The 19,778-nt window shown below is 66.3% G+C and carries 20 protein-coding genes; 9 read left to right on the top strand and 11 right to left on the bottom strand.

The window, feature by feature from the left end:
* The first annotated feature begins 46 nt into the window (after positions 1–46).
* Positions 47–256: a hypothetical protein gene (locus NWFMUON74_RS03695; RefSeq protein ID WP_187686589.1), complete on the top strand. Its 210-nt coding sequence runs from the start codon at positions 47–49 to the stop codon at positions 254–256.
* 177 nt (positions 257–433) lie between these two features.
* Here the strand turns inward: NWFMUON74_RS03695 and NWFMUON74_RS03690 are convergent, their stop codons facing one another.
* Positions 434–1,168 carry a dienelactone hydrolase family protein gene (locus NWFMUON74_RS03690; RefSeq protein WP_187686588.1) on the bottom strand — a complete coding sequence of 245 codons (735 nt, stop codon included), beginning with the start codon at positions 1,166–1,168 and terminating at the stop codon, positions 434–436.
* Positions 1,169–1,632: 464 nt separating this feature from the next.
* Between NWFMUON74_RS03690 and NWFMUON74_RS03685 the strand changes: the two genes are divergently transcribed.
* The gene (locus tag NWFMUON74_RS03685) at positions 1,633–2,754 is read left to right on the top strand and encodes an alpha/beta hydrolase (RefSeq protein ID WP_187686587.1); all 1,122 of its coding nucleotides are present in this window, start codon (positions 1,633–1,635) and stop codon (positions 2,752–2,754) included.
* Positions 2,755–2,791: 37 nt separating this feature from the next.
* On the opposite strand, the gene NWFMUON74_RS03680 is transcribed toward NWFMUON74_RS03685, so the two are convergent.
* Positions 2,792–3,349 (bottom strand): TetR/AcrR family transcriptional regulator, encoded by a 558-nt coding sequence (locus NWFMUON74_RS03680; RefSeq protein ID WP_187686586.1) that lies wholly within the window; start codon positions 3,347–3,349, stop codon positions 2,792–2,794.
* 369 nt (positions 3,350–3,718) lie between these two features.
* Between NWFMUON74_RS03680 and NWFMUON74_RS03675 the strand changes: the two genes are divergently transcribed.
* Positions 3,719–4,036 carry a DUF222 domain-containing protein gene (locus tag NWFMUON74_RS03675; RefSeq protein ID WP_232110823.1) on the top strand — a complete coding sequence of 106 codons (318 nt, stop codon included), beginning with the start codon at positions 3,719–3,721 and terminating at the stop codon, positions 4,034–4,036.
* Positions 4,037–4,052: 16 nt separating this feature from the next.
* Here the strand turns inward: NWFMUON74_RS03675 and NWFMUON74_RS03670 are convergent, their stop codons facing one another.
* The 3 genes from NWFMUON74_RS03670 to NWFMUON74_RS03660 form a co-directional block, all read right to left on the bottom strand.
* Positions 4,053–4,808 (bottom strand): class I SAM-dependent methyltransferase, encoded by a 756-nt coding sequence (locus NWFMUON74_RS03670; RefSeq protein WP_187686585.1) that lies wholly within the window; start codon positions 4,806–4,808, stop codon positions 4,053–4,055.
* Between the two features lie 376 nt (positions 4,809–5,184).
* Positions 5,185–5,943: a 2-keto-4-pentenoate hydratase gene (locus NWFMUON74_RS03665; protein ID WP_187686584.1), complete on the bottom strand. Its 759-nt coding sequence runs from the start codon at positions 5,941–5,943 to the stop codon at positions 5,185–5,187.
* Positions 5,944–5,951: 8 nt separating this feature from the next.
* Positions 5,952–7,010, bottom strand: coding sequence for a beta-propeller fold lactonase family protein (locus tag NWFMUON74_RS03660; RefSeq protein ID WP_187686583.1), 1,059 nt, complete (start codon positions 7,008–7,010; stop codon positions 5,952–5,954).
* A gap of 114 nt (positions 7,011–7,124) precedes the next feature.
* Between NWFMUON74_RS03660 and NWFMUON74_RS03655 the strand changes: the two genes are divergently transcribed.
* Entirely contained in the window at positions 7,125–8,027 is a 903-nt protein-coding gene (locus NWFMUON74_RS03655) for a LysR family transcriptional regulator (protein WP_187686582.1), read from the top strand.
* A gap of 82 nt (positions 8,028–8,109) precedes the next feature.
* On the opposite strand, the gene NWFMUON74_RS03650 is transcribed toward NWFMUON74_RS03655, so the two are convergent.
* The 3 genes from NWFMUON74_RS03650 to NWFMUON74_RS03640 all read right to left on the bottom strand — a co-directional run bounded on the left by NWFMUON74_RS03650 (position 8,110) and on the right by NWFMUON74_RS03640 (position 10,143).
* Positions 8,110–9,159 carry a TfoX/Sxy family DNA transformation protein gene (locus tag NWFMUON74_RS03650; protein ID WP_187686581.1) on the bottom strand — a complete coding sequence of 350 codons (1,050 nt, stop codon included), beginning with the start codon at positions 9,157–9,159 and terminating at the stop codon, positions 8,110–8,112.
* Between the two features lie 57 nt (positions 9,160–9,216).
* On the bottom strand, positions 9,217–9,423 hold the full coding sequence (locus tag NWFMUON74_RS03645; protein WP_187686580.1) for a hypothetical protein: 207 nt from the start codon (positions 9,421–9,423) through the stop codon (positions 9,217–9,219).
* A gap of 381 nt (positions 9,424–9,804) precedes the next feature.
* Positions 9,805–10,143 (bottom strand): hypothetical protein, encoded by a 339-nt coding sequence (locus tag NWFMUON74_RS03640; RefSeq protein WP_187686579.1) that lies wholly within the window; start codon positions 10,141–10,143, stop codon positions 9,805–9,807.
* A 266-nt stretch (positions 10,144–10,409) separates the two neighbouring features.
* Here NWFMUON74_RS03640 and NWFMUON74_RS03635 point away from each other — a divergent pair, with 266 nt between their 5' ends.
* From NWFMUON74_RS03635 to NWFMUON74_RS03625, 3 genes are read left to right on the top strand one after another with little or no spacing between them, the layout of a single operon-like run.
* Entirely contained in the window at positions 10,410–11,294 is an 885-nt protein-coding gene (locus NWFMUON74_RS03635; protein ID WP_187686578.1) for a helix-turn-helix domain-containing protein, read from the top strand.
* Positions 11,291–11,497, top strand: a complete 207-nt coding sequence (locus tag NWFMUON74_RS03630; RefSeq protein ID WP_187686577.1) for a DUF397 domain-containing protein — start codon at positions 11,291–11,293, stop codon at positions 11,495–11,497. Before NWFMUON74_RS03635 ends, NWFMUON74_RS03630 begins: the two co-directional genes overlap by 4 nt.
* Position 11,498: 1 nt before the next feature.
* Complete coding sequence (locus NWFMUON74_RS03625; RefSeq protein WP_197986965.1) at positions 11,499–11,696, top strand: DUF397 domain-containing protein; 198 nt, start codon at positions 11,499–11,501, stop codon at positions 11,694–11,696.
* Positions 11,697–11,778: 82 nt separating this feature from the next.
* Here the strand turns inward: NWFMUON74_RS03625 and rpoB are convergent, their stop codons facing one another.
* Together rpoB and add are read right to left on the bottom strand one after the other, a co-directional pair.
* Positions 11,779–15,240: a DNA-directed RNA polymerase subunit beta gene (gene rpoB, locus NWFMUON74_RS03620; RefSeq protein ID WP_232110822.1), complete on the bottom strand. Its 3,462-nt coding sequence runs from the start codon at positions 15,238–15,240 to the stop codon at positions 11,779–11,781.
* A 278-nt stretch (positions 15,241–15,518) separates the two neighbouring features.
* Complete coding sequence (add, locus tag NWFMUON74_RS03615; RefSeq protein WP_187686574.1) at positions 15,519–16,553, bottom strand: adenosine deaminase; 1,035 nt, start codon at positions 16,551–16,553, stop codon at positions 15,519–15,521.
* Between the two features lie 239 nt (positions 16,554–16,792).
* On the opposite strand from add, the gene NWFMUON74_RS03610 reads away from it, so the two are divergent.
* Complete coding sequence (locus NWFMUON74_RS03610; RefSeq protein WP_187686573.1) at positions 16,793–17,317, top strand: hypothetical protein; 525 nt, start codon at positions 16,793–16,795, stop codon at positions 17,315–17,317.
* A 118-nt stretch (positions 17,318–17,435) separates the two neighbouring features.
* On the opposite strand, the gene NWFMUON74_RS03605 is transcribed toward NWFMUON74_RS03610, so the two are convergent.
* Positions 17,436–17,852 carry a low affinity iron permease family protein gene (locus NWFMUON74_RS03605; RefSeq protein ID WP_187686572.1) on the bottom strand — a complete coding sequence of 139 codons (417 nt, stop codon included), beginning with the start codon at positions 17,850–17,852 and terminating at the stop codon, positions 17,436–17,438.
* Between the two features lie 214 nt (positions 17,853–18,066).
* Here NWFMUON74_RS03605 and NWFMUON74_RS03600 point away from each other — a divergent pair, with 214 nt between their 5' ends.
* Complete coding sequence (locus NWFMUON74_RS03600; protein WP_187686571.1) at positions 18,067–19,761, top strand: hydrogenase maturation protein; 1,695 nt, start codon at positions 18,067–18,069, stop codon at positions 19,759–19,761.
* Positions 19,762–19,778: the final 17 nt, after the last annotated feature.

Raw genomic sequence — 19,778 nt, 5'->3', positions numbered from 1 at the left:
ACCGGCATCTCGCTGGCCACAACTTTTCCGGGGTGCGCTGTTACCCATGGGCTCTCGGCATCCGGGTGTCGACGACGCGGAGCTGGATGTGCTGATCCACGGGCTCATCGAGGCGATATCTCTCCACCTCGGGGAGATTCGGATCGCGGTGGAAGTCGAGATCGTCCCTCGGGATTACTACGCGAATCTCTTCGCGGATTTCGTGTTGATCTCACAGTCGCACGCCGCCGTCCTCTCGCTCGCAGTTACGGACTGATGATCCATGCCGTCATTGCGTTCGACGATCTGAACGGTCGGTGCAAGAACGGATCGGGCCATCCCAGTTCTCAGATGCGCTCTGATATCGATTCGACTGGGGCGCAGGGACTTCAGTGGCGCGGTGTCCTATGGCGGCCGAGCAGGGCGGTGCCTGCCGCTGCCCGGCCGCCCGCCCTCACTTCAGGTGCCTGGCGAAGAACCGGCTCGCTTCCTCTCCCGCGAATTGCGGGACGCCGGCGTGCCCGCCCAGGTTGGCGTACAACGACTTTTCCTTGGAGCCGAAGGCGTCGAAGAGGTCCAGGGACCGTTGCCGGTCGTTTCCTTCGTCGTCCCACTGCAGCAGGACCAGCAGGGGAATGGCGACCCGGCGGGCCTCCTCGATGATGGCGCGGGGCACGAAACTGCCGGCGAACAGCACTGCCGCGGAGATGCGCGGCTCGACCACCGCCAACCGGGTGCCGATGGAGATCACACCGCCCGAATAACCCACCGGGCCACCGATTTCGGGCAGCGCGAGCAGGGCGTCGAGGGTGGCCTGCCATTCCGGGACCGACTCGTCGACCAGCGGGAGGATGAGCCGGTCGATGAGTTCGTCATCGACCGGCTCGCCGGCCGCCAGCCTCCGGCGCAGGTCGGCGCGAACCTCTTCGACTGCGGCCGGACGGGGCCGGTCACCGTTCCAAGGGTGTTCGATGGTGGCCGCGGCGAAGCCCTCCGCCACGGCGTGCCGGGCCCGGGACAGCAAGCGCGGGTACATCTTTCGCAGCCCGAGTCCGGCCGGGTGACCGAGCAGAATCAGCGGCGCCGGTCCGGAAGCGGGCGGAGTCCACAGCAGGCCCGGGATCTCCCCGAGCGCGAATTCCCGCTCGAGAATGTCGTCGTCGAGGCGCTGTTCGGATGTGAAATACATGGTCGTGCCTTTCGGGAGTGCACTGGTACGGCGCTCCCGGACGACCTATCGCCCGACCGTGACCCCGGAGGGGAGCACCCACGTCGATACTGCGTTCACGGGTACCACCTCCTCATGTTCAGGCCCGGCCTCCGGCAGGCTATCAGTGGTCGGCGCCGCCCACCAATGTCTTTTCCGTCTGGGTATCGCGGCCCATGAGGTTGTTCGTCGGCGTATGGCGACAACACAGGATGATCGGGGCCGAGCGGCCGGTGTGACGGGTGTGAATCTCGCTGCGGCCGATGCGGGCCCTGCTGGGCCTCAGCGGATAGACCCAGCGCAATGGCGGGTTCGGGTTGCCGCCAGCGGCAGATCCGTGACCCCGGCGACTTCTTGACTGACGTCCAAGAAACCCTTACTGTAGCCACGGCCTGCTTCTTGGATGACGTCCAAGAAGAGCGGTGGTGAAGCGGAGGACGCGAGTCATGGGAATCAGTGAGTCTGCCGATCGGCGTGAGACGGTAGCGGTGCGGCGGCGTGAGGTCTCGTTTCCCTCCGGCCAGGACGAGTGCGCGGCATGGCTGTACACCGCGCCCGACGTGAACGGCCCGCGCCCGATGGTGATCATGGGGCACGGGCTCGGCGCGGTGCGGGAGATGCGCCTGGATGCCTACGCGGAACGGTTCGCCGAGGCGGGCTGGTCGGTGCTGGTGTTCGACTATCGTCACCTGGGAGCCAGCGGCGGGGCGCCGCGCCAGCTCCTCGATATCGGCCGGCAACGCGCCGATTGGCATGCCGCTGTGGCCTTCGTGCGCACGCTACCGGAGGTAGATGTCGATCGGGTCGCGTTGTGGGGCAGCTCTTTCGGCGGCGGACATGTCCTTCAGGTCGCCTCCGAAGACACCCGTATCGCGGCGGTCGTGGCCCAGTGCCCCTTCACCGACGGACCGGCATCGCTGTGGTCGCGCATCCGGACCAATCCGCTCAGCGCGGTAGCCCTGACAGTGGCCGGCATCCTCGACACGGTCGGTTCCTGGTTCGGCGCGAAGCCGATCCTGGTGCCGATGACGGGGACGTCCTGGATGCCCGCGTTCGTGGCCTCACCCGACGCCCTGGCCGGTGCCTCCGCGCTCCTGCCCGCGGGGACACGGCTCTCGCGACGCACCAGCGCAGTGTTGAAACGGCTGCCGTCGGTGCGGGCTCAGGTATCGAAGCACATCGAGCTGACCGAGATCGACGATGACGGAGCATCCGCGTCCGGTGTCGGACGCGACAGCGTATGGGGTGTATTGCGCGGCCCGGACGGCGAATTCGATGCCGCCAACGCCCTGGCCGCACGGCTGGTGCTGCGCCTTCCGCTCGATCGGCCCGGTCGCGCCCTGGCTCGCTTCAGCACCCCGACGCTGCTGTGTGTCTGCGACAACGACGCGGCCGCGCCCGCGAAGACCACCGAGCGGTGCGCGCGTGGCCTGGCGCACGTGCACGTGCAGAACTACCCCTGCGACCACTTCGACATCTACGTCGGCGAGCACTTCGATCGCGCCGTGCGTGACCAACTCTCTTTCCTGGCAAGGCAATTCGACTACACCGCACACGACACGCAGTAGGTCACCGCGCGCCGGTGGACGCGCGGAGATCAGGCACTCAGGCGGCTGCGGCGAGACCGCGAGCGCTGTTCAGCAGCGTTTCGATCACCGCGCGCCGCTGGGCCGGCTCCGCCGGATGCGTCAGCAAGCCCTCGACAACGAAAACGCCGATCGCGACCAGCGAATCCACGTCGTCACCGGGCACACCGAGTTCGATCAGCTCAGCCCGGAACAATCCCTCGGCCAGCGCGTGGAACTGCTCGTGCCATTCCCGGATAGCCGTGGACTCCTCGGCGCGCGTGTGCACCGTGCTCACCAACCGCCCCAGCTGCTCCAATTCCTCGACCAGCCACAACAGCCGATCAGCCAGCCCCGAGCCCAGCACTTCCCGGTAGGCGGCCATCGAGTCGGCCAGCACCGCGTCGAGGACCGCGATCAATACCGCGTCCTTGTCCTGGAAGTACCAGTACAGCGTGTTCGACACCACTCCGGCGTCGCGAGCGATCCGCGCCATCGAGGCCGCGTCGTATCCCTCCTCGACGAACAACCGCCGAGCGGCCACCACGATCTCCGCACGCTTCTCTTCCCGATCCTGCGGACGTCTGTTGCGAGGCATCTCCAGTCCTGACTCATCACCTGGCGTCGACCCAACCCTATCTCGGTCGCCGCTCGAGACAACGTCGTCGCCCGATGCCCCGAGACGTCCTGCGCTGCCGCTTATCGAGCGGTTGTGCGCTGGTCGCGACCGGTATGGACGACGCTGGGTGTTCGGTCGCCGAGTGTTCGGCGTGGTCTGATCGTGTTGTATGCCGCAGCAGCGGTCTGTCGGCGCGCATCATGGCGGCGATCTCGCGGTGCCCCATGGCCACGCGCGTCTCCCTCCTGATCTTGTGCGCGGAGCGTAAACCGAGCAACCCTGCCAGAAAGTTCGACGGGCTGGACAGGACTGTCGAACATATGTTCTATGTGCGGTAGCCTGTTCCGCGTGAACATACATTCGACCGCGCTGGCGCCGCATGCTCCAGCACCAGGATGGCAGGACGTGGCCGATGTCGACTTGCTGCGCACCCTCGTCGAAACCGAGCGCCGCCGGAGACGGCTGGATGCCGCCATGCGCGCGGCCGTCGCCGAAGCCGAGCGCCGTGGCCTCGCCGCGGGCACCGGCTACCGCGACACCGCGGAGCTGTTGACCGATCTGCTGCGTATCAGCACCCACGAAGCGCGCCGTCGAATCGAATACGCGGCCCCGCAGCCCCGCCCGCGCCCCAGAAAGATGTGGCGGGTGCTGCAGGCAGCGAGCTGAGGCGAGTCCGGTTGGTCTATCGGTGGTGCGCGCGGATCAGCCCGTGCCCCAGAACGCGATGGACTTCGGCGCCAAGTTGTGGGTGGGCCAACAACCATGGAAGCAGATCGAATTGGATGCGATCGGCGTCGCCCCACGTACCGTAGAACTTGCTTTCCGATACCACGATCGGGCGCAGCCCCTTGTTCAGCACAGCCTCCCAAGTGGCCGCCGCGACGCCCGGAGTGTGCGGGCTGCGATAGTCGTCGATAGCAACGACGCCGTCCGGTGCCAATAGATCGCGAACGATGTCGATGTCCGCGCTGACATGCTCATAGAGATGGGAGGCGTCGACGTGGGCGAACCGACAGCTCTGCGGGGTCACGCGAGAAGGGAGCATCGCTGTCGGACCTTCGACGATCACGGGGAGAACGTCATGGAAGCGTAGGTAGTTCTGCTCGAACTTCGCCCGGGTCAGCGTCGAGTAGTACACCCGCATCTCCTTGTCGGTCCGGGTATCGGGAGCGGGCGTGTCGAACAGGTCGCAGACGGTGAACGTCTCTCCTTCACGCAGATGTCGTCCCATGTAGATGGCGCTCTTCCCCATATACACGCCGAGCTCGACCAAATCGCCCGACGCCGCGTCATGGCGGCCCAGTACCCAGTCGAAAAGGTAATGGTCCGTGGGGTAGAACCACCCCTCGATCTCGTCGATGTGGTTCGGCAGGGAACCGGATGCGCCGCTCAAAGGACCTTCTCGGATATGCGATCGGCGGGTAATTTCCGGCGTCATTGTGACACGCATAACCTACGCCTGCCCCCGGGCCGAATCGGTCGCGCCGACGCCGATGCCGCGCACCGATGGTTTCGCCAGCACGTGGCAAGCACATTCCGGTCGATCATCGAAATGCACTCCGACTCACCTATTCCCGGTCATCGCCGAGCAGATCCGCATCTGCCCAGCGAGCCGGGTCCGGTTGACTCACGGTTGTGAGGAGCCGGGCTACTGCGATGAGCAAAGTTCCGCCACCGCGACACCGCGGAGCTGTTGACCGATCTGCTGCGTACCAGCACCCCCGCAGCCCCGCCCGCGCCCCAGAAAGATGTGGCGGGTGCTGCAAAGCAGCGAGCTGAGGCGGAGACGGGTGAGGGTCGTCGCCTACTGTCTGTCACCTGCAGTCGAGGGTGAGGGCGCCGAGGTGGGCGAACCGGGCGGTTACGGTGTCACCGGCGGTGACCGGCACCGCGCTGGTCAGGCCCCCGGAGAGCACGACCTGGCCACGGCGCAGGCCGCAGCCTTCCTGGATGTGCAACTGCCGCACCAGCCATGCGACGGCAGCTGCGGGATGACCCATAACCGCCGCTCCCGCTGCCGTGTCGACGATGTGCCCGTTGTTCGCCAGTACGACTCCGAGCACCGGCAGGTCGAGGTCCTGCGGCGGGCGACCGGGGCCGACGAGATATGTTGCGGCCGAGGTGTTGTCGGCGATGAGATCCGCCGGGGAGAACCGGTAGTCGACGTAGCGGGAGTCGATGAGTTCGATACCCGCGGCGATGGAGTCGGTGGCGGCGAGCACCTGCGCCGCGGTCGTGTGAGGTCCGGCAAGGTCGTCGCCCATCGTGAAGACGAGTTCGGGCTCGGCCCGTGGCGCGATCAGGGATCCGACGTCCACCGGCCGGCCGGGATCGAGGGCGTCGCCGGCGTCCAGAAATCCGTAGAGCGGTGTTGCGACGCCCACCTGGCGTTGCTTGGCGCGTGACGTCAATGCCAGTTTCCAGCCTGCGACGGTGCGCCCGGCGCGGCGGCGGCGCTGTACGTCGTAGCCCGCCGTCATGTCGAACGTCGGGTCGGCAGCACTGAAAGACGTGAGCGCTGTGCGGGTTTCGCGCGCCGCGTCGAGCCGACGGGCGATGTCGTCGAGGTTCATCGCCATGCTCAGTTCGGGCGGGGAATGTAGGCCAGTCCGTGCGCACCGGGCTCGCCGCGTCTCGGGATATCGAGCGATTTGAGGACCCGCCAGCTGTGCAGGTCGACGATGTCGACGGTGGACGAGGTCACCGCGGCGACGTAAGCGAGCCGACCGTCGGGGGATGCGGTCATGGTGAGCGGGAATCGACCCGTCAGTTCGACGGTCGCGATGCGTGTCCGCGTGGCGGTGTCGAAGGCGTTGAGCCGCCCCGGCACATGGCTGCCCAATGCCGAGGGCCCTCCCGGTGTCATCCGCAGTTCGGCGGCCAACAACACGCCGTCGGCGGTGTGGCAGACCGGAAACACGACATGTTCGGTCGCCAGCACATCGACCACGCGGCAGGTCGCGGTATCGATGACACGAATTCCGTTGGCCGGGCGGCTCTGCGCCGCATTCCCGGTGAACGAGCCGTAGGGCGCGGCGACGTAGACCTCGCTGCCGTCGGCCGAGACGGCGAGCCCTTCGCTGCCTGGCACATCGACCTTGACGAGGTCTCCGGTCCGCAAGTCGAGGACCGACACGAAAGGGGCCTCCTTGTTCGTCGCGAAGCCCTTCTCGCCGGCGGGGTCGATAGCGAACCAGTGCGGGCCTGGCGCGCCGGTGCTCATGCGGCCCAACACTTCTCGGGTCTCGGTATCGATCACGACAACGCCGCCGGGACGGTCGTCATCGCCTTCGACACTGACGTAGAGCCGATTACGGACGCAGTCGAGGGCCAATCCGTGCGGGGCATGCTCGGGTGCCAGATCGACCAGGTCGACGATGCGCCGCGCGTCGGGGTCGATCACGGTCAGGTGGGTGCGACGCCCTTGGTTGGCGTGGTAATAGCCCGAGTAGTAGGTGTTGGTGCACCACAACATTCGGTGCCTGGCATCGAAACACAATTCGTGCGGCTCGGCGAGTAGCTCGAGCACGCCGAGAGGTCTGTCGGTCGCGACATCGAAGAAGGTGACCGTCGGGCCGCTTTGGCTGACGACGGCCAGGACGTCACCATCGCGACCGGCACGCGGCGATTCCGTGTTCATGGGCGTACTCCTCGGTGAGTTCTGCGGCACGCTCCAGACTTCATCGCCGGTCCCTTGCGAACAATGCAATTATTGAGAATGAATAGTTATCTCAGGTGTTAAGGATTGCTCGTAGTGGACCTCAACTTGCTTCGCGTACTCGATGCCCTGCTGTGGGAGAGCAGCGTCACGCGGGCGGCCGAGCGCCTGGGCACCTCGCCTCCGGCAATCAGCCGGGCACTCGCCCGGCTGCGCCGGCAAGCGGGCGACCCGCTGCTGGTGCGAGCGGGCCAAGGCTTGGTACCCACTCAGCGCGCGCTCGACATCCGCGAGAAGCTCAGTGCACTGCTCGCCGAAGCTGACGAGATACTCGGTCCGGGAACGCAATTCGATCCGTCCACACTGCGACGAGCGTTCACCGTTCAGGCCGCGGACTTGTTCGTATCCAGTCTGACCGAACCGCTCCTGCGGCGGTTGAACGACGAGGCTCCCGGCGTCGACGTGGTGTTCATGCCGGAGGCGCTGGAAGACACCGACGGGCTCCGGCGTGGCGACATCGACCTCGAACTCGGGGTCTTGGGACACCTCGACCCGGAAACCCGCCACACGTCGCTGACCCGAACCGAGCTACTGGGCGTGGCACGATGCGACAACCCACTGTTCGACGCCGAGATCGACGTGCGCCGATTCGCCGACGCGGACCATATCGGTACTTCACGACGTGGCAAGACGCACGGCCCGATCGATACCGCCCTGGCTGCGCGCGGCATGCGCCGCCGAGTGCGAGTTGTCGTGCCCAACCACACCAGCGCCCTGTTACTCGCCGGCTCCACCGATCTCGTCGCATTGACCACCGCGCACTGGAACTCCACCATCGGCAGCCTCGGCATGCGCACCTTCGCCATCCCCCTCGACCTGCCGCCGTTGGAGATCGGCATGGCCTGGCATCCCCGCACCGACGCCGATGCCGCGCACCGATGGTTCCGCCAGCACGTGGCAGCCACATTCCGGTCGATCATCGAAACGCGCTCCGACTGACGTATTCCTGGTCATCGCCGAGCAGATCCGCATCTGCCCAGCGAGCCGGGTCCGGTTGACTCACGGGTTGCGAGGAGCCGGGCTACTGCGATGAGCGAAGTTCCGCCAGTAGCTCGCGTTTGCGCTGCGGCGTGACGCTGTGGTGGGTGTGGCCGTGTACGGCGGCGTCGAGGGCCCACAGCATTCGGGTGGTGAGACCCTTGATTCCGGCGGCTTGTAGGCGGCGGTAGGTCTCGATCGCACCGACTTGTTCGAGATCCGCCAGGGAGTGGACCACGGCGGCGGCGAGCCAACGGGCGGCGTAATGGCCCAGTTGCCATTCGCTGTCCCGCCATACGCGTACGTGGAGGTAGGCGGTGCCGTTGAGCACATCCGCCCTGTCCCACACGGCGATTCGCAGCGCGTTCGGGTCGGTGGGAGCGGTCGGGCGGTGCAAGACCTCGTGGCGGGCGCGGCGGGCCGTGCCGACCATGCGGTGGAAGTTTCGGAAGATCTGGATCTCGCCCTCGTGGCCGTGGTCCCAGGGGCCGAGGTAGGTGTGGTCGCTGGGATATCGGGTGGTGTCGAGAGCCAGGGCGCTCGCGGCCCAGTGGCGGCATTCCGCCGGGGTGGAGGGCGTGACCACGATCGCGCCGGACAGGCGTCGGGTGTGGCCACGCTCCGGCGTCCGGTACGGGAGGTACGCGTCGTCGCCTGCGGCGGCCAAGCCGTGGGTGCGCCAGCGTACGGTTCCTTCCGGTGCGGAGCGTAACGGCAAGCGCCGCACCAGGTCTCGTGCCGCACGGGGGCCGAGTCGAGTGCACCACCCGGGTACCAGAACGATCGGGTCGGCCGGGTCGGCGTCGAACGGGGTCGGGGTGAGGAACGGACGGTCGACGACCACCAGCGTCCCCGGGCGGGACTGAAAGCTCATGCCCCACAGGAGATGCGCCAGCAGCTTCGAACCGCGCTCGTCGGAGAGCAGGTGCCAGGTGTCGTGGAAACGATTTGTGCTGAACCTGATCGACGTGCCAGGACGCAACGAGATGACGGTGTGGACGTGACCGTCCAACCGCATCGACCTCCGGTGCAGCTTCATCCCGTCGCCCACCGTGCGGGCGACTCCTGGACGCTGCGTCTTGACTCTGCTCATCGTGCTTCCATGAGGCCAGAGTCCGCCTTCCCGCACAACCGATTTCCGCACGCCCGCTCAACTGTTCAACCAGCGCTCGACGGCATCGAGGGTGGCAGCCACGAGTATCGGCTCGCCGTCCGACGCGTCCAGGAGTTTCCACTCGTACGGCGGCGCGGACTGCCGAACCAGGTAATACCCAGCGTTTTCGGCCCGCGCCGACAGCCTCCGCACCCGCTCCCGAGCCGGGTCACGCGAGACCGGGCACAGACGGTAACCATTCATCGCGTGCCTCGCGGGGCAGGGCGCGGTCGATCGACGTTCATCGCTGGCTCCCCCGAAGGCTGTGCAGCCGTGTGGAATCCGGGACGATGTGGCCGTGCGCGACGAGCATGGCGAAGGCGGCTCGTTTGCGGGCGCAGTCGTGTTCGCGGTGCAGTTGCATCGCGCGGTGCGCATCTCGCAGGGAGAGGGGGCGATTCGGAAGGTCGCAGGTCCAGTCCATAGGCCACTCGTAGGTGCGCAGTGGGCCGTGTGCTCGCCCGGGGCGGTGTGCCGGTGCGTCGTGGCGAGGGCGGACAACCGGCCAGACGCACCCCACGGCGACCACCGCGAACAATCCCGCCCCGACCACCGCGAGGATGCTGTGTATCGACTCCCACGGGCTCATCGCGGATCCCCCTCACGCTCGTCGGTCGGGTAGAGCGTGGGCATAGCCAATCGCGTCAGCCCATCCAGAACCTGTTGCAGCGTAGGCGGGTCCGTCGTGAATTCGATCTCCGGAAACGGAATGCCCCGCTGGTAGGCGCGTTCGCGCGGCCCCAGCTCCTGCGGCGCGATCCGGCCGTGCAGCACCAGCGTGAGGTAGGCGACCCGCTTCCACTCGCAATGCTCGACGCGGCACCCACGGTGCCGCCGCATCAGCCGATGCGCCGACTCCACCTCCGCCAGCCCGCAGATACCCGCTGGATCGACGCGCCCGCCGCCACGATCTTCTCGTGCCATGGTTACTCCCCGAAACCTGATGAGTGTGTTGGATTTTGGGCGTCCGGGTGAGAAGCTGAGGCAACGGTCCAGCTGTCGGCACACAGCTGGCGCGCTACCAAGGACGCCGGGCACAGCACATCACGCGCTGGACGAGAGATCGGCAAACTCGGACGATCCGCATCAAATTGACGCAAAACGCCAGGACGTGGTCCGCGTTCGGTATGCAGTCCGGTCCGCGTTCGGCTCTCCATCGGTCCGCTTTTGACACAGGAAGCAACCATCAGATGATCAGCGACGATGAAGCATCGACACTCGCCTTACGACAACTCGGGCGGTTTCTCCGTGAAGCACGAGAGGGCCGCGGCCTGTCTTTGTCCCGAGCCTCGCAACTGGTCGCACTGAGTAAAACCGCGCTACAACGCCTGGAGACGGGCGGGGTGAAAAAGTTCAAGATCATCGACATACGATCGCTGTGCGAACTGTACGAAGTCGGCCCTGGCGACACCGCGCGCACACTCGAGCTGGCGAAGCAAGCCCAGGTCAAGAGCTGGTACACCGCATTCAGCGGTCTGTACAGTGATCCCACTTTCAACATGTACGTCGGCCTGGAAGCGTCTGCACAGCACATCATTACGTACCACGAGATCGTGCCGGGGCTGATGCAAACGCCCGACTACGCGAAGGCGTTGATAGGCAGCTATTACAGCAGCGGCGAGGACGTCGAGAGGCGGGTAGAGCTGCGTATGAAGCGTCAGAGAATCGTGACGCGAAAGGCCGATCCCGTTCGGTTGGAGGTGCTGTTGCACGAATCAGCGATCCATCGCCTGATCGGCAGCCCACGAATCATGGCCGGGCAGCTGCGGCAGGTCGCCGAACTCAGCAAGCGACCGAACGTTTCCGTACGGATGGCTCCATTCTCTGCCGGCTGCACTTGGGGGCTTGTACACGGGCCGTTCACCATTATCGATTTCGGCAGAGACGCGAACGGTCGCCCGGTGGAGCCACCGGTCGTCTATTGCGAGGGCGGCGGTAAGGCCGACTTGTACTTGGAACACGACGACGACGTCCGGCGCTACCATGGCATTGCCACAGCCATACGAAGCACGGCCTTGGATGAGCCAGGGACGCGGGATCTGCTCCGACGGACAGCTAGGAGTTACGCGGCATGACCAGGAACCCACTCGCAGTCAACTGGTTCAAGAGCAGCCATAGCGGCGGCCAGACAGAGTGTGTCGAGGTCGCTTGGCTACCGAACGGTGATGTAGGAGTTCGAGATTCGAAAAACCCCTCCGGCCCCGCACTGGCCTTCACGCCTAGCGAGTGGGATGCATTCACCGCTGCGATTCGCGACGCCCAGCACGAGGGTGCATAGCGTGCAGGCGAACCTGTCCCACGCGGGCTGGTTCAAAAGCAGCTTCAGCGCCAGCGGCTCCCAGTGCCTCGAGGTCGCTTGGCTGCCCGAGGGCAATGTCGGCGTTCGAGATTCGAAGAATCCCACTGGCCCCGTGTTGACCTTCACCCCCGGCGAATGGGATGCGTTCGCTCAGGAGGTGCACGACGGGCGGTTCTAGCAGACTGCTAGAGCCGCAGGTGTTTACAGCAGCGGCTCCATATGGGGGAACCGTCGGTGGAGCCGCTGCTGCTTGTTGACGGTTACCCCGTCAAGTCGTCCACTGTGGGGGATTCGTTGCGGGAGAGGGTTATTCCGAGGTTGGCGGCGGTGCGGTCTACCTCGTCGTCGCTTTGCTGGAGTTCGATGGTGGTGCCGGCGGAGAGGACCTCTACGTTGAGGCAGAGGGATTGCAGTTCCTTGAGGAGGACCTTGAAGGATTCGGGGACGCCGGGCTCGGGGATGTTCTCGCCCTTGACGATCGCCTCGTAGACCTTGACGCGGCCGACGATGTCGTCGGATTTGATCGTCAGCAGTTCCTGCAGGGTGTAGGCGGCGCCGTAGGCCTGCATGGCCCAGCACTCCATCTCACCGAAGCGCTGACCACCGAACTGCGCCTTACCACCCAACGGCTGCTGGGTGATCATCGAGTACGGACCCGTCGACCGCGCGTGAATCTTGTCGTCCACCAAGTGATGCAGCTTCAAGATGTACATGTAGCCCACCGCCACCGGATACGGGAACGGCTCACCCGAACGACCGTCGAACAACGTCGCCTTACCATCCGCCCCGACCATGACCTCACCGTCGCGGTTGGGCAGCGTGGAACCGAGCAGCCCGGCCAGTTCTTCCTCGCGGGCGCCGTCGAATACCGGGGTGGCGATATTGGTGTCCGGGTCGGCGGACAGCAATTCCTCCGGCAGGCGTTGCGCCCAATCGGGCCGTGTGCCGTCGGTGAGCTGAATGTTCCAGCCCGCCTTGCCGATCCAGCCGAGGTGGGTTTCCAGGATCTGGCCGATGTTCATACGACGCGGCACACCGTGGGTGTTCAGGATGATGTCGACCGGGGTGCCGTCCGGAAGGAACGGCATGTCCTCCTTCGGCAGGATTTTCCCGATGACGCCCTTGTTGCCGTGACGACCCGCGAGCTTGTCACCGTCCTGGATCTTGCGCTTCTGCGCCACATACACACGCACCAGCTCATTCACACCCGGAGGCAGGTCGTCGTCGTCCTCGCGGGAGAACACCCGGATACCGATCACCTTGCCGGACTCGCCGTGCGGCACCTTCAGCGACGTATCACGGACCTCGCGCGCCTTCTCACCGAAGATCGCCCGCAGCAGGCGCTCCTCGGGCGTCAGCTCGGTCTCGCCCTTCGGCGTGACCTTGCCGACGAGGATGTCACCATCACGCACCTCCGCACCGATGCGCACGATGCCCCGCTCGTCGAGGTCGGCGAGGACCTCGTCGGAGACGTTCGGGATGTCGCGGGTGATCTCCTCGGCACCCAGCTTGGTGTCACGGGCGTCGATCTCGTGCTCCTCGATATGAATCGAGGTCAGCACATCGTCCTCCACCACGCGCTGCGACAGGATGATCGCGTCCTCGTAGTTGTGCCCCTCCCACGGCATCACAGCCACCAGAAGGTTCTTACCCAAGGCCATCTCACCGTTCTCGGTGGACGGACCGTCGGCCAGCACCTGGCCCTGCTCGACCCGCTGGCCCTCGTCCACGATCGGACGCTGGTTGGCGCACGTGCCCTGATTCGACCGCGAGAACTTCCGCATGCGGTAGCTACGGCGCGTGCCGTCGTCGTGCATGACGGTGATGTAATCGGCCGAAACCTCCTCGACCACACCGGCTTTCTCATTCACGACCATGTCACCGGCATCCACCGCCGCGCGCAACTCCATACCGGTGCCCACCAGAGGCGACTCGGTACGGATCAGCGGCACGGCCTGCTTCTGCATGTTCGCGCCCATCAGGGCACGGTTGGCATCGTCGTGCTCGAGGAACGGAATCATCGCGGTCGCCACCGAGACCATCTGGCGCGGTGACACATCCATGTAGTCGACCTCGTCGACACCGACAAGCTCGACCTCGGAGTTCTTGCGGCGCACCGGAATACGCCGCTCCACGAATCGACCCTCGGCATCGAGCGGCTCGTTCGCCTGCGCCACCACATGCAGGTCTTCCTGGTCGGCGGTCAGGTAGACCACCTCGTCGGTCACCTTGCCGTCCACCACTTTTCGGTACGGCGTCTCGATGAAACCGAACGGATTCACCCGTGCGTACACCGACAGATAGCCGATCAGGCCGATATTCGGGCCTTCCGGCGTCTCGATCGGGCACATGCGGCCGTAGTGGCTGTAGTGCACGTCGCGCACGTCCAGACCGGCGCGTTCGCGGCTCAGGCCGCCCGGACCGAGCGCCGACACCCGGCGCTTCTGTGTCAGGCTCGCCAGCGGATTGCGGTGGTCGAGGAAATTCGACATCTGCGAAGTGCCGAAGAACTCCTTCATCCCCGCCACCACGGGCCGGATGTTCATCAACGTCTGCGGCGTGATCGCCTCGACGTCCTGCGTGGTCATGCGCTCGCGCACCACCCGCTCCATGCGCGACAGGCCCACGCGGAACTGATTCTGGATCAGCTCGCCCACGGTGCGCAGACGGCGGTTGCCGAAGTGGTCGATGTCGTCCACCTCGACCGGAACCTCGATACCCCCGGGGGCGGTCATCGTCTTGTCACCCGCGTGCAGGCGCAGCAGATATTCGATCATGGTGACGATGTCTTCCTCGGTGAGCACCCGCGGGCCCTCGGCCTCGCCGGGGTGGATACCGAGCTTCTTGTTGATCTTGTATCGGCCGACGCGAGCCAGGTCGTAGCGCTTCTCCTTGAAGAACAGGTTCTCCAGCAGGGCCTGCGCCGATTCCTTCGTCGGCGGCTCGCCCGGCCGCAGCTTGCGGTACACGTCCAGCAGCGCCTCGTCCGTGCCCGCCGTGTTGTCCTTCTCCAGGGACGTCATCATGATCCCGGAGAAGCCGAAGCGCTCGGCGATCCGCTCGCTGGTCCAGCCGAGCGCCTTGAGCAGTACCGACACGGGCTGCCGGCGCTTGCGATCGATGCGCACGCCGACGGTTTCGCGCTTGTCGATGTCGAATTCCAGCCACGCGCCGCGCGACGGGATGACCCGCACGGCGTGCAGGTCCTTGTCGGTCGCCTTGTCGGTGGTGCGATCGAAGTAGACGCCCGGCGAGCGCACCAGCTGCGAGACGATCACGCGCTCGGTGCCGTTGATGACGAAAGTGCCCATTTCGGTCATCATCGGAAAATCGCCCATGAAGACCGTCTGAGATTTGATCTCACCGGTGTTGTTGTTGATGAACTCCGCGGTGACGAACAACGGCGCCGCGTAGGTCATATCCTTGTCCTTGCACTCCTCGACCGGGGCCTTGACCTCCTCGAAGCGGGGATCGGACAGCGACAGCGACATCGTTTCGGCGAAGTCCTCGATGGGGCTGATCTCCTCGAGTACCTCCGCCAATCCGCTGACCGGCGAGGCGCCGCGCGCGGCCGCACGGGCCCGCCAGGCGGGCGCGCCGATGAGCCAGCCGAACGACTCCTTCTGCACGTCCAGGAGATCCGGGACCTCCAGTGGCTCACGGACTTTCGCGAAAGAGACACGCTTCGGTGCGCCGGGAATGGTCTGATTCGAGACTGCCAAGATGCGTCCTTCGTCACGGTATCTGCTTGACCTGCGGGCGTTTTCATGGCGCGCCGTGCCCGACGCCATCCAGGCCCGACTCGACGGCAACGCGGGAAAAGCGGCATACGGACAGTGCCGCTTTCCACGGTGGAGTATTTCGAGAGTCGGACAGGACGCGCCCCGGCGCGAAGACCCAAATTACACCCAGAACAGGGAGATGTCTAGAGACGCAAAGAAATAAGCACCCGATTTCCGGTGCCTCCCATATTTATAATGGCATCGCACCCCGCGACTCGTCAAGTCGCGCGATCGGCCCGGTGGCGGTCGACGTACTCGTCGATCTCGGCGAGATACCGCTCGCGCCGCGCCGGCGTGATCCAGGAGGCGCGGAAGGAGTTTCGGGCCAGCTCGGCCAGTTGCCCGGAGTCCAGCCCGGCCTGGTCGGCCAGGGCCGTGTAGTTCTCGGCGGCGTACGCCCCGAAATAGGCGGGGTCGTCGCTGTTCACCGTGACGGTCACGCCGCGCTCGAGCAGTCCGGTGATCTCGGCCGATTTCATCTGCGCGGTGACGAACGAGTTGGAGACCGGGCAGCAGGTGAAGGCGATGCCCCTGGACTTCGCGAACTCCACCAGGCGCTCGTCCTCGACGATGTTGGTGCCGTGGTCGATACGGTCTACGGCGATGTCCTCGAGGGCCTGGCGGATGTGCTCGAGGGAGTTCTGCTGATCGATGTCGCAGTGCATGGTGAGCTGGAAGCCCTCGTGCCGGGCGCGCTCGAAGACGGCGGCGAATTTGCTCGGCGGGTTGCCGCGCTCGTCGGAATCCAGGCCCACGCCGATGATCCAACCCCGGTACGGCAGCGCCTCCAGCAAGGTGGCCATGGCGTATTCGGCGGAGTGGTCGCGCAGGAAACACAGGATCAGCTCGGCCGAGATGCCGACCTCGCGCTGCGCCCGCACGATCGCCGAGCGGTATCCGCCGATCACCGTGTCGAAGGAGACGCCGCGGCCGGTGTGGGCCTGCGGGTCGAAGAACATCTCGACGTGCCGCACGCCCTGGGCGTGGGCCCGGAGCAGGTATTCGTAGGCGAGGTCGTGGAAGTCCGGAGCCCGCTGGAGCACCCGCATGGCCGGGTAGTAGACCTGCAGGAAGGACGTCAGGTCGTGGAAGTCGTAGGTCTGTCTCACCTCGTCCACCGTGCGTTCCGGCAGCTCGATACCGTTGCGACGGGCCAGCCGGAATTTCAGCTCCGGCTCCAGCGTGCCCTCGAGGTGCAGGTGCAGTTCGGCCTTGGGCAGTCCGCGCACGAAGGCGGCGAGGTCGCTCGACATACCTCCATGATCACCCCGCATCCCCTGATTCGCGCGCAAATACCGGCGTGGCACCGAGGACCGGAACCGTCCCGGACATGACACGGCGCCGATTGCCACGACGGTCCGAATCCTGTCCGGCCGGACCGGATCCGCGGTCGACTGTGGCACTCATGACGTGGCGCGATGCGACGTTCGTAATCTACTATTTACGTACGTAGATAGTAGATTGCTCAACGGCGAGCAGAGAGGCGAGAGTCATGGCACATGTTCCTCGCGCAACGTTCACACTCACCGCGATCGCGGCGATGATCGTCGGAGGGCTGGGGTTGGGGACAGGTCCGGCCGCGGCGAATTCCCACATCGCGGCGATCCACCCCGCGGCCTGCGCCTGGGACGGCGTCGCGCATCACCCCGGCACGACCGTGGTCGCCGGTGGCCGCGAATACCATTGCGGGGCAGACAATCTCGGCGCGCCGTACTGGTTCGCCGGAGCATCGACCGATCGCCACGACACCGTCGCCAACCCGGGAGCCCGCACCGATCCCACCGGGCGGTTCAGCGCCGGAGCCCGCCAGCCCGGCACTTCGTACAACGACTACTGCAGCGGCTACCAGCTGATCCCCGGCACCGACGACATCTACCAGGTGGTCCGGGCGGCCGACGGGCGGCTGTTCTGGAAGGCCGCCGGGCCCGTAGCGGGCTGGCACTTCGGCGCGGGAACGGCCCGCCCCGAGGCGACCTGGCGCACCGGCTCCCTCTGCTACGAGGGCAATATGGCCTGATCGTCCACGCGGCGAGCGCGATTCAGCTCGCCGAGTAACCGCCAGGTCCGGCGCCGACCTTCGGGAGTGGCCCAACTCCGTACGCGGGCAAGCCGATTCCCGTATGGCCGCCTTCCGTTCAGTCGGCGCCTTCGCGGTACTCCAGGCCGACGGCGGCGAGGAGTTCGCGACGGTCCTGCTGGAGTTCGGGGTTGTCGGTGCCGACGGCCTGCATCAGATCGGCGAGGCCGTCGGCTATCGCGTTGAGTTTCTGCTGGACGGCGGCGTCGGCGCGGCGCTGGGTGTTCTGCAGCAGGGCGACCAACAGGAAGGTGATGACCGTCGTCACCGTGTTGATGATCAGCTGCCAGGTGTCGAGATCGGTCAGCAGGATGGTGGGCGCCCAGAGGACGACGATCAGCGCGCAGCCGGTGAAGAACCACGCCTGCGAGACCCGGTCCGCAACCACGGTCGCGAATCTGTCGAACACCGACCGGTCGTCACCGACCTGGGTCGGCAGCACGGTGTGATCGCCCCGAGAGTTGTTGTCGGACATCGTCCCTCCTGCTCGGCACGGGTTTCGCGGCCCCATTCCGCGCGTGGCGTGGGCACTCCCGAGATACCCGCGCCGGGCGTGGCGAAACGCCCGGCAGTTGCTCCGGGTGTGCCCGAGATGCACCGCATTTGGCGTCCCGCTAGTTTCGTGGAGGACGATTCACTCGGATCGGCGATTCCGGTCCGCCCGCAGCACCGCCTGATGGAGGAAAACCGTGCGCATCCTGCTGGTCGCCAGCGCATTCAACAGTCTCACGCAGCGGGTGCACACCGAGCTGCGTGAACACGGGCACCGGGTAGGTGTCGAACTGGCGCTAGGCGACGACCTGCTGCGTGCGCGGGTGAGTCATTTTCAACCGGATCTGATCCTGGCGCCGATGCTCACCTCGGCGATTCCCGAGGACATCTGGACCCGCTACCCGGTGCTGATCGTGCATCCGGGTCCCAAGGGCGACCGTGGACCGTCCTCGCTGGACTGGGCCATCCGGGAGGGCGCGACGGAGTGGGGCGTCACCGTGTTGCAGGCGGTGGCCGAGATGGACGCGGGGCCGATCTGGGCCAGCGAGCCCTTCCCGGTCGCGGTGTGCGGCAAGAGCGAGCTGTATCGCAACGAGGTCGCCGACGCGGCCCTGCGCGCGGTGCTGCTCGCCGTCGAGCGCTTCGCCGACAGCGGGTTCATGCCCGAACCGCTCGACTACAGCCGTCCCGACGTGCGCGGGCAGCTGCGGCCCTATCACGCCCAGGAGTACCGCCGCATCGACTGGTCGGCCGACGACACCGCCACCGTGCTGCGGCGGCTGCGGGCCGCCGACTCCCAGCCGGGCGTGCTGGACGAGCTGTTCGGGCGGCAGTATTTCCTCCACGGCGGGCACAACGAGGATCGGCTGCGCGGCTTCCCCGGCTCGGTGATCGCCACTCGCGACGGCGCGATCTGCCGGGCCACCGTCGACGGCGCGGTGTGGCTGCCGCAATTGCGGCCGCGGCGGACGCCCGACGGACCGGCCACGTTCAAGCGGCCCGCGGTCGACGAGCTGGGACCCGAACTGCTCGCCGGGGTTCCGGAGGTTCCGGTGACGCCGTTCGAGGCGGCCACCCGCGACACCTGGTCGGAACTGCGGTATCGCGAGCACGGCGAGGTCGGCTATCTGGAATTCGCCTTCGCGGGTGGCGCGATGAGCACCGACCAGTGCCGCCGGCTGCTGGCCGCCTATCGTCAGGCCGCGCAACGGCCGGTGGCCGTGCTGGTGCTCGGGCCGCCGCGGGACTTCTTCTCCAACGGCATCCACCTCAATGTCATCGAGGCGGCGGACGATCCGGCCGAGGAGTCCTGGCACAACATCAACGCGATGAACGACCTGGTCGAGGCGATCCTGACCACCACGGACAAGCTGGTCATCTCGGCCTTGGCGGGAAATGCCGCCGCCGGTGGGGTGATGCTGGCGCTGGCCGCCGACGAGGTGTGGTGCCGCGAATCGGTGGTGCTCAATCCGCATTACCGGCTGATGGGCCTGCACGGGTCGGAGTACTGGACCTACACGCTGCCGCGGCGGGTCGGCACCGAGATGGCCGACCGGCTCACCCGCGAGACGCTGCCGGTCGGCGCTCGGCGCGCGGCGGCACTCGGCCTGGCGGACCGGGTGGTCCCGGGCAGTGCCGAGGAGTTCCGGGCGTGGGTGCGCGGGCAGGCCGAGGCGCTGGCCGCGGCGCCCGAACTGGCCGACCGGTTGGTCGCGAAGAAGCAGCGCCGCGCCGCGGACGAGGCCGCCAAGCCGCTGTCTGCCTACCGGGATTACGAACTGGCGCAAATGCGCCAGAACTTCTACGGCGAGAACGAGCCGTACCACCGGCTACGCCGAAACTTCGTGCACAAGGTACGTCCGCAAGTGACCCCGACCCACCTACTAGCGTGAGCCGCTGATCCAGCGGC

The sequence above is a fragment of the Nocardia wallacei genome (assembly GCF_014466955.1).
In the GTDB taxonomy this organism is placed as follows: domain Bacteria; phylum Actinomycetota; class Actinomycetes; order Mycobacteriales; family Mycobacteriaceae; genus Nocardia; species Nocardia wallacei.
The sequence above is the reverse complement of the archived record's forward strand: the minus strand, read 5'-3'. Positions and strand labels throughout refer to the sequence as shown.

Excerpts from the sequence above, each read along its gene's own strand:
- NWFMUON74_RS03695 (WP_187686589.1), top strand. The coding sequence starts at position 47 with ATGGGCTCTCGGCATCCGGGTGTCGACGACGCGGAGCTGGATGTGCTG.
- NWFMUON74_RS03630 (WP_187686577.1), top strand. The coding sequence starts at position 11,291 with ATGACCAGGAACCCACTCGCAGTCAACTGGTTCAAGAGCAGCCATAGC.
- NWFMUON74_RS03665 (WP_187686584.1), bottom strand. The coding sequence starts at position 5,943 with ATGAACCTCGACGACATCGCCCGTCGGCTCGACGCGGCGCGCGAAACC.
- NWFMUON74_RS03635 (WP_187686578.1), top strand. The coding sequence starts at position 10,410 with ATGATCAGCGACGATGAAGCATCGACACTCGCCTTACGACAACTCGGG.
- NWFMUON74_RS03650 (WP_187686581.1), bottom strand. The coding sequence starts at position 9,159 with ATGAGCAGAGTCAAGACGCAGCGTCCAGGAGTCGCCCGCACGGTGGGC.
- NWFMUON74_RS03685 (WP_187686587.1), top strand. The coding sequence starts at position 1,633 with ATGGGAATCAGTGAGTCTGCCGATCGGCGTGAGACGGTAGCGGTGCGG.
- NWFMUON74_RS03680 (WP_187686586.1), bottom strand. The coding sequence starts at position 3,349 with ATGCCTCGCAACAGACGTCCGCAGGATCGGGAAGAGAAGCGTGCGGAG.
- NWFMUON74_RS03605 (WP_187686572.1), bottom strand. The coding sequence starts at position 17,852 with ATGTCCGACAACAACTCTCGGGGCGATCACACCGTGCTGCCGACCCAG.
- NWFMUON74_RS03640 (WP_187686579.1), bottom strand. The coding sequence starts at position 10,143 with ATGGCACGAGAAGATCGTGGCGGCGGGCGCGTCGATCCAGCGGGTATC.
- NWFMUON74_RS03645 (WP_187686580.1), bottom strand. The coding sequence starts at position 9,423 with ATGAATGGTTACCGTCTGTGCCCGGTCTCGCGTGACCCGGCTCGGGAG.
- NWFMUON74_RS03670 (WP_187686585.1), bottom strand. The coding sequence starts at position 4,808 with ATGACGCCGGAAATTACCCGCCGATCGCATATCCGAGAAGGTCCTTTG.
- NWFMUON74_RS03690 (WP_187686588.1), bottom strand. The coding sequence starts at position 1,168 with ATGTATTTCACATCCGAACAGCGCCTCGACGACGACATTCTCGAGCGG.
- NWFMUON74_RS03610 (WP_187686573.1), top strand. The coding sequence starts at position 16,793 with ATGGCACATGTTCCTCGCGCAACGTTCACACTCACCGCGATCGCGGCG.
- add (WP_187686574.1), bottom strand. The coding sequence starts at position 16,553 with ATGTCGAGCGACCTCGCCGCCTTCGTGCGCGGACTGCCCAAGGCCGAA.
- NWFMUON74_RS03660 (WP_187686583.1), bottom strand. The coding sequence starts at position 7,010 with ATGAACACGGAATCGCCGCGTGCCGGTCGCGATGGTGACGTCCTGGCC.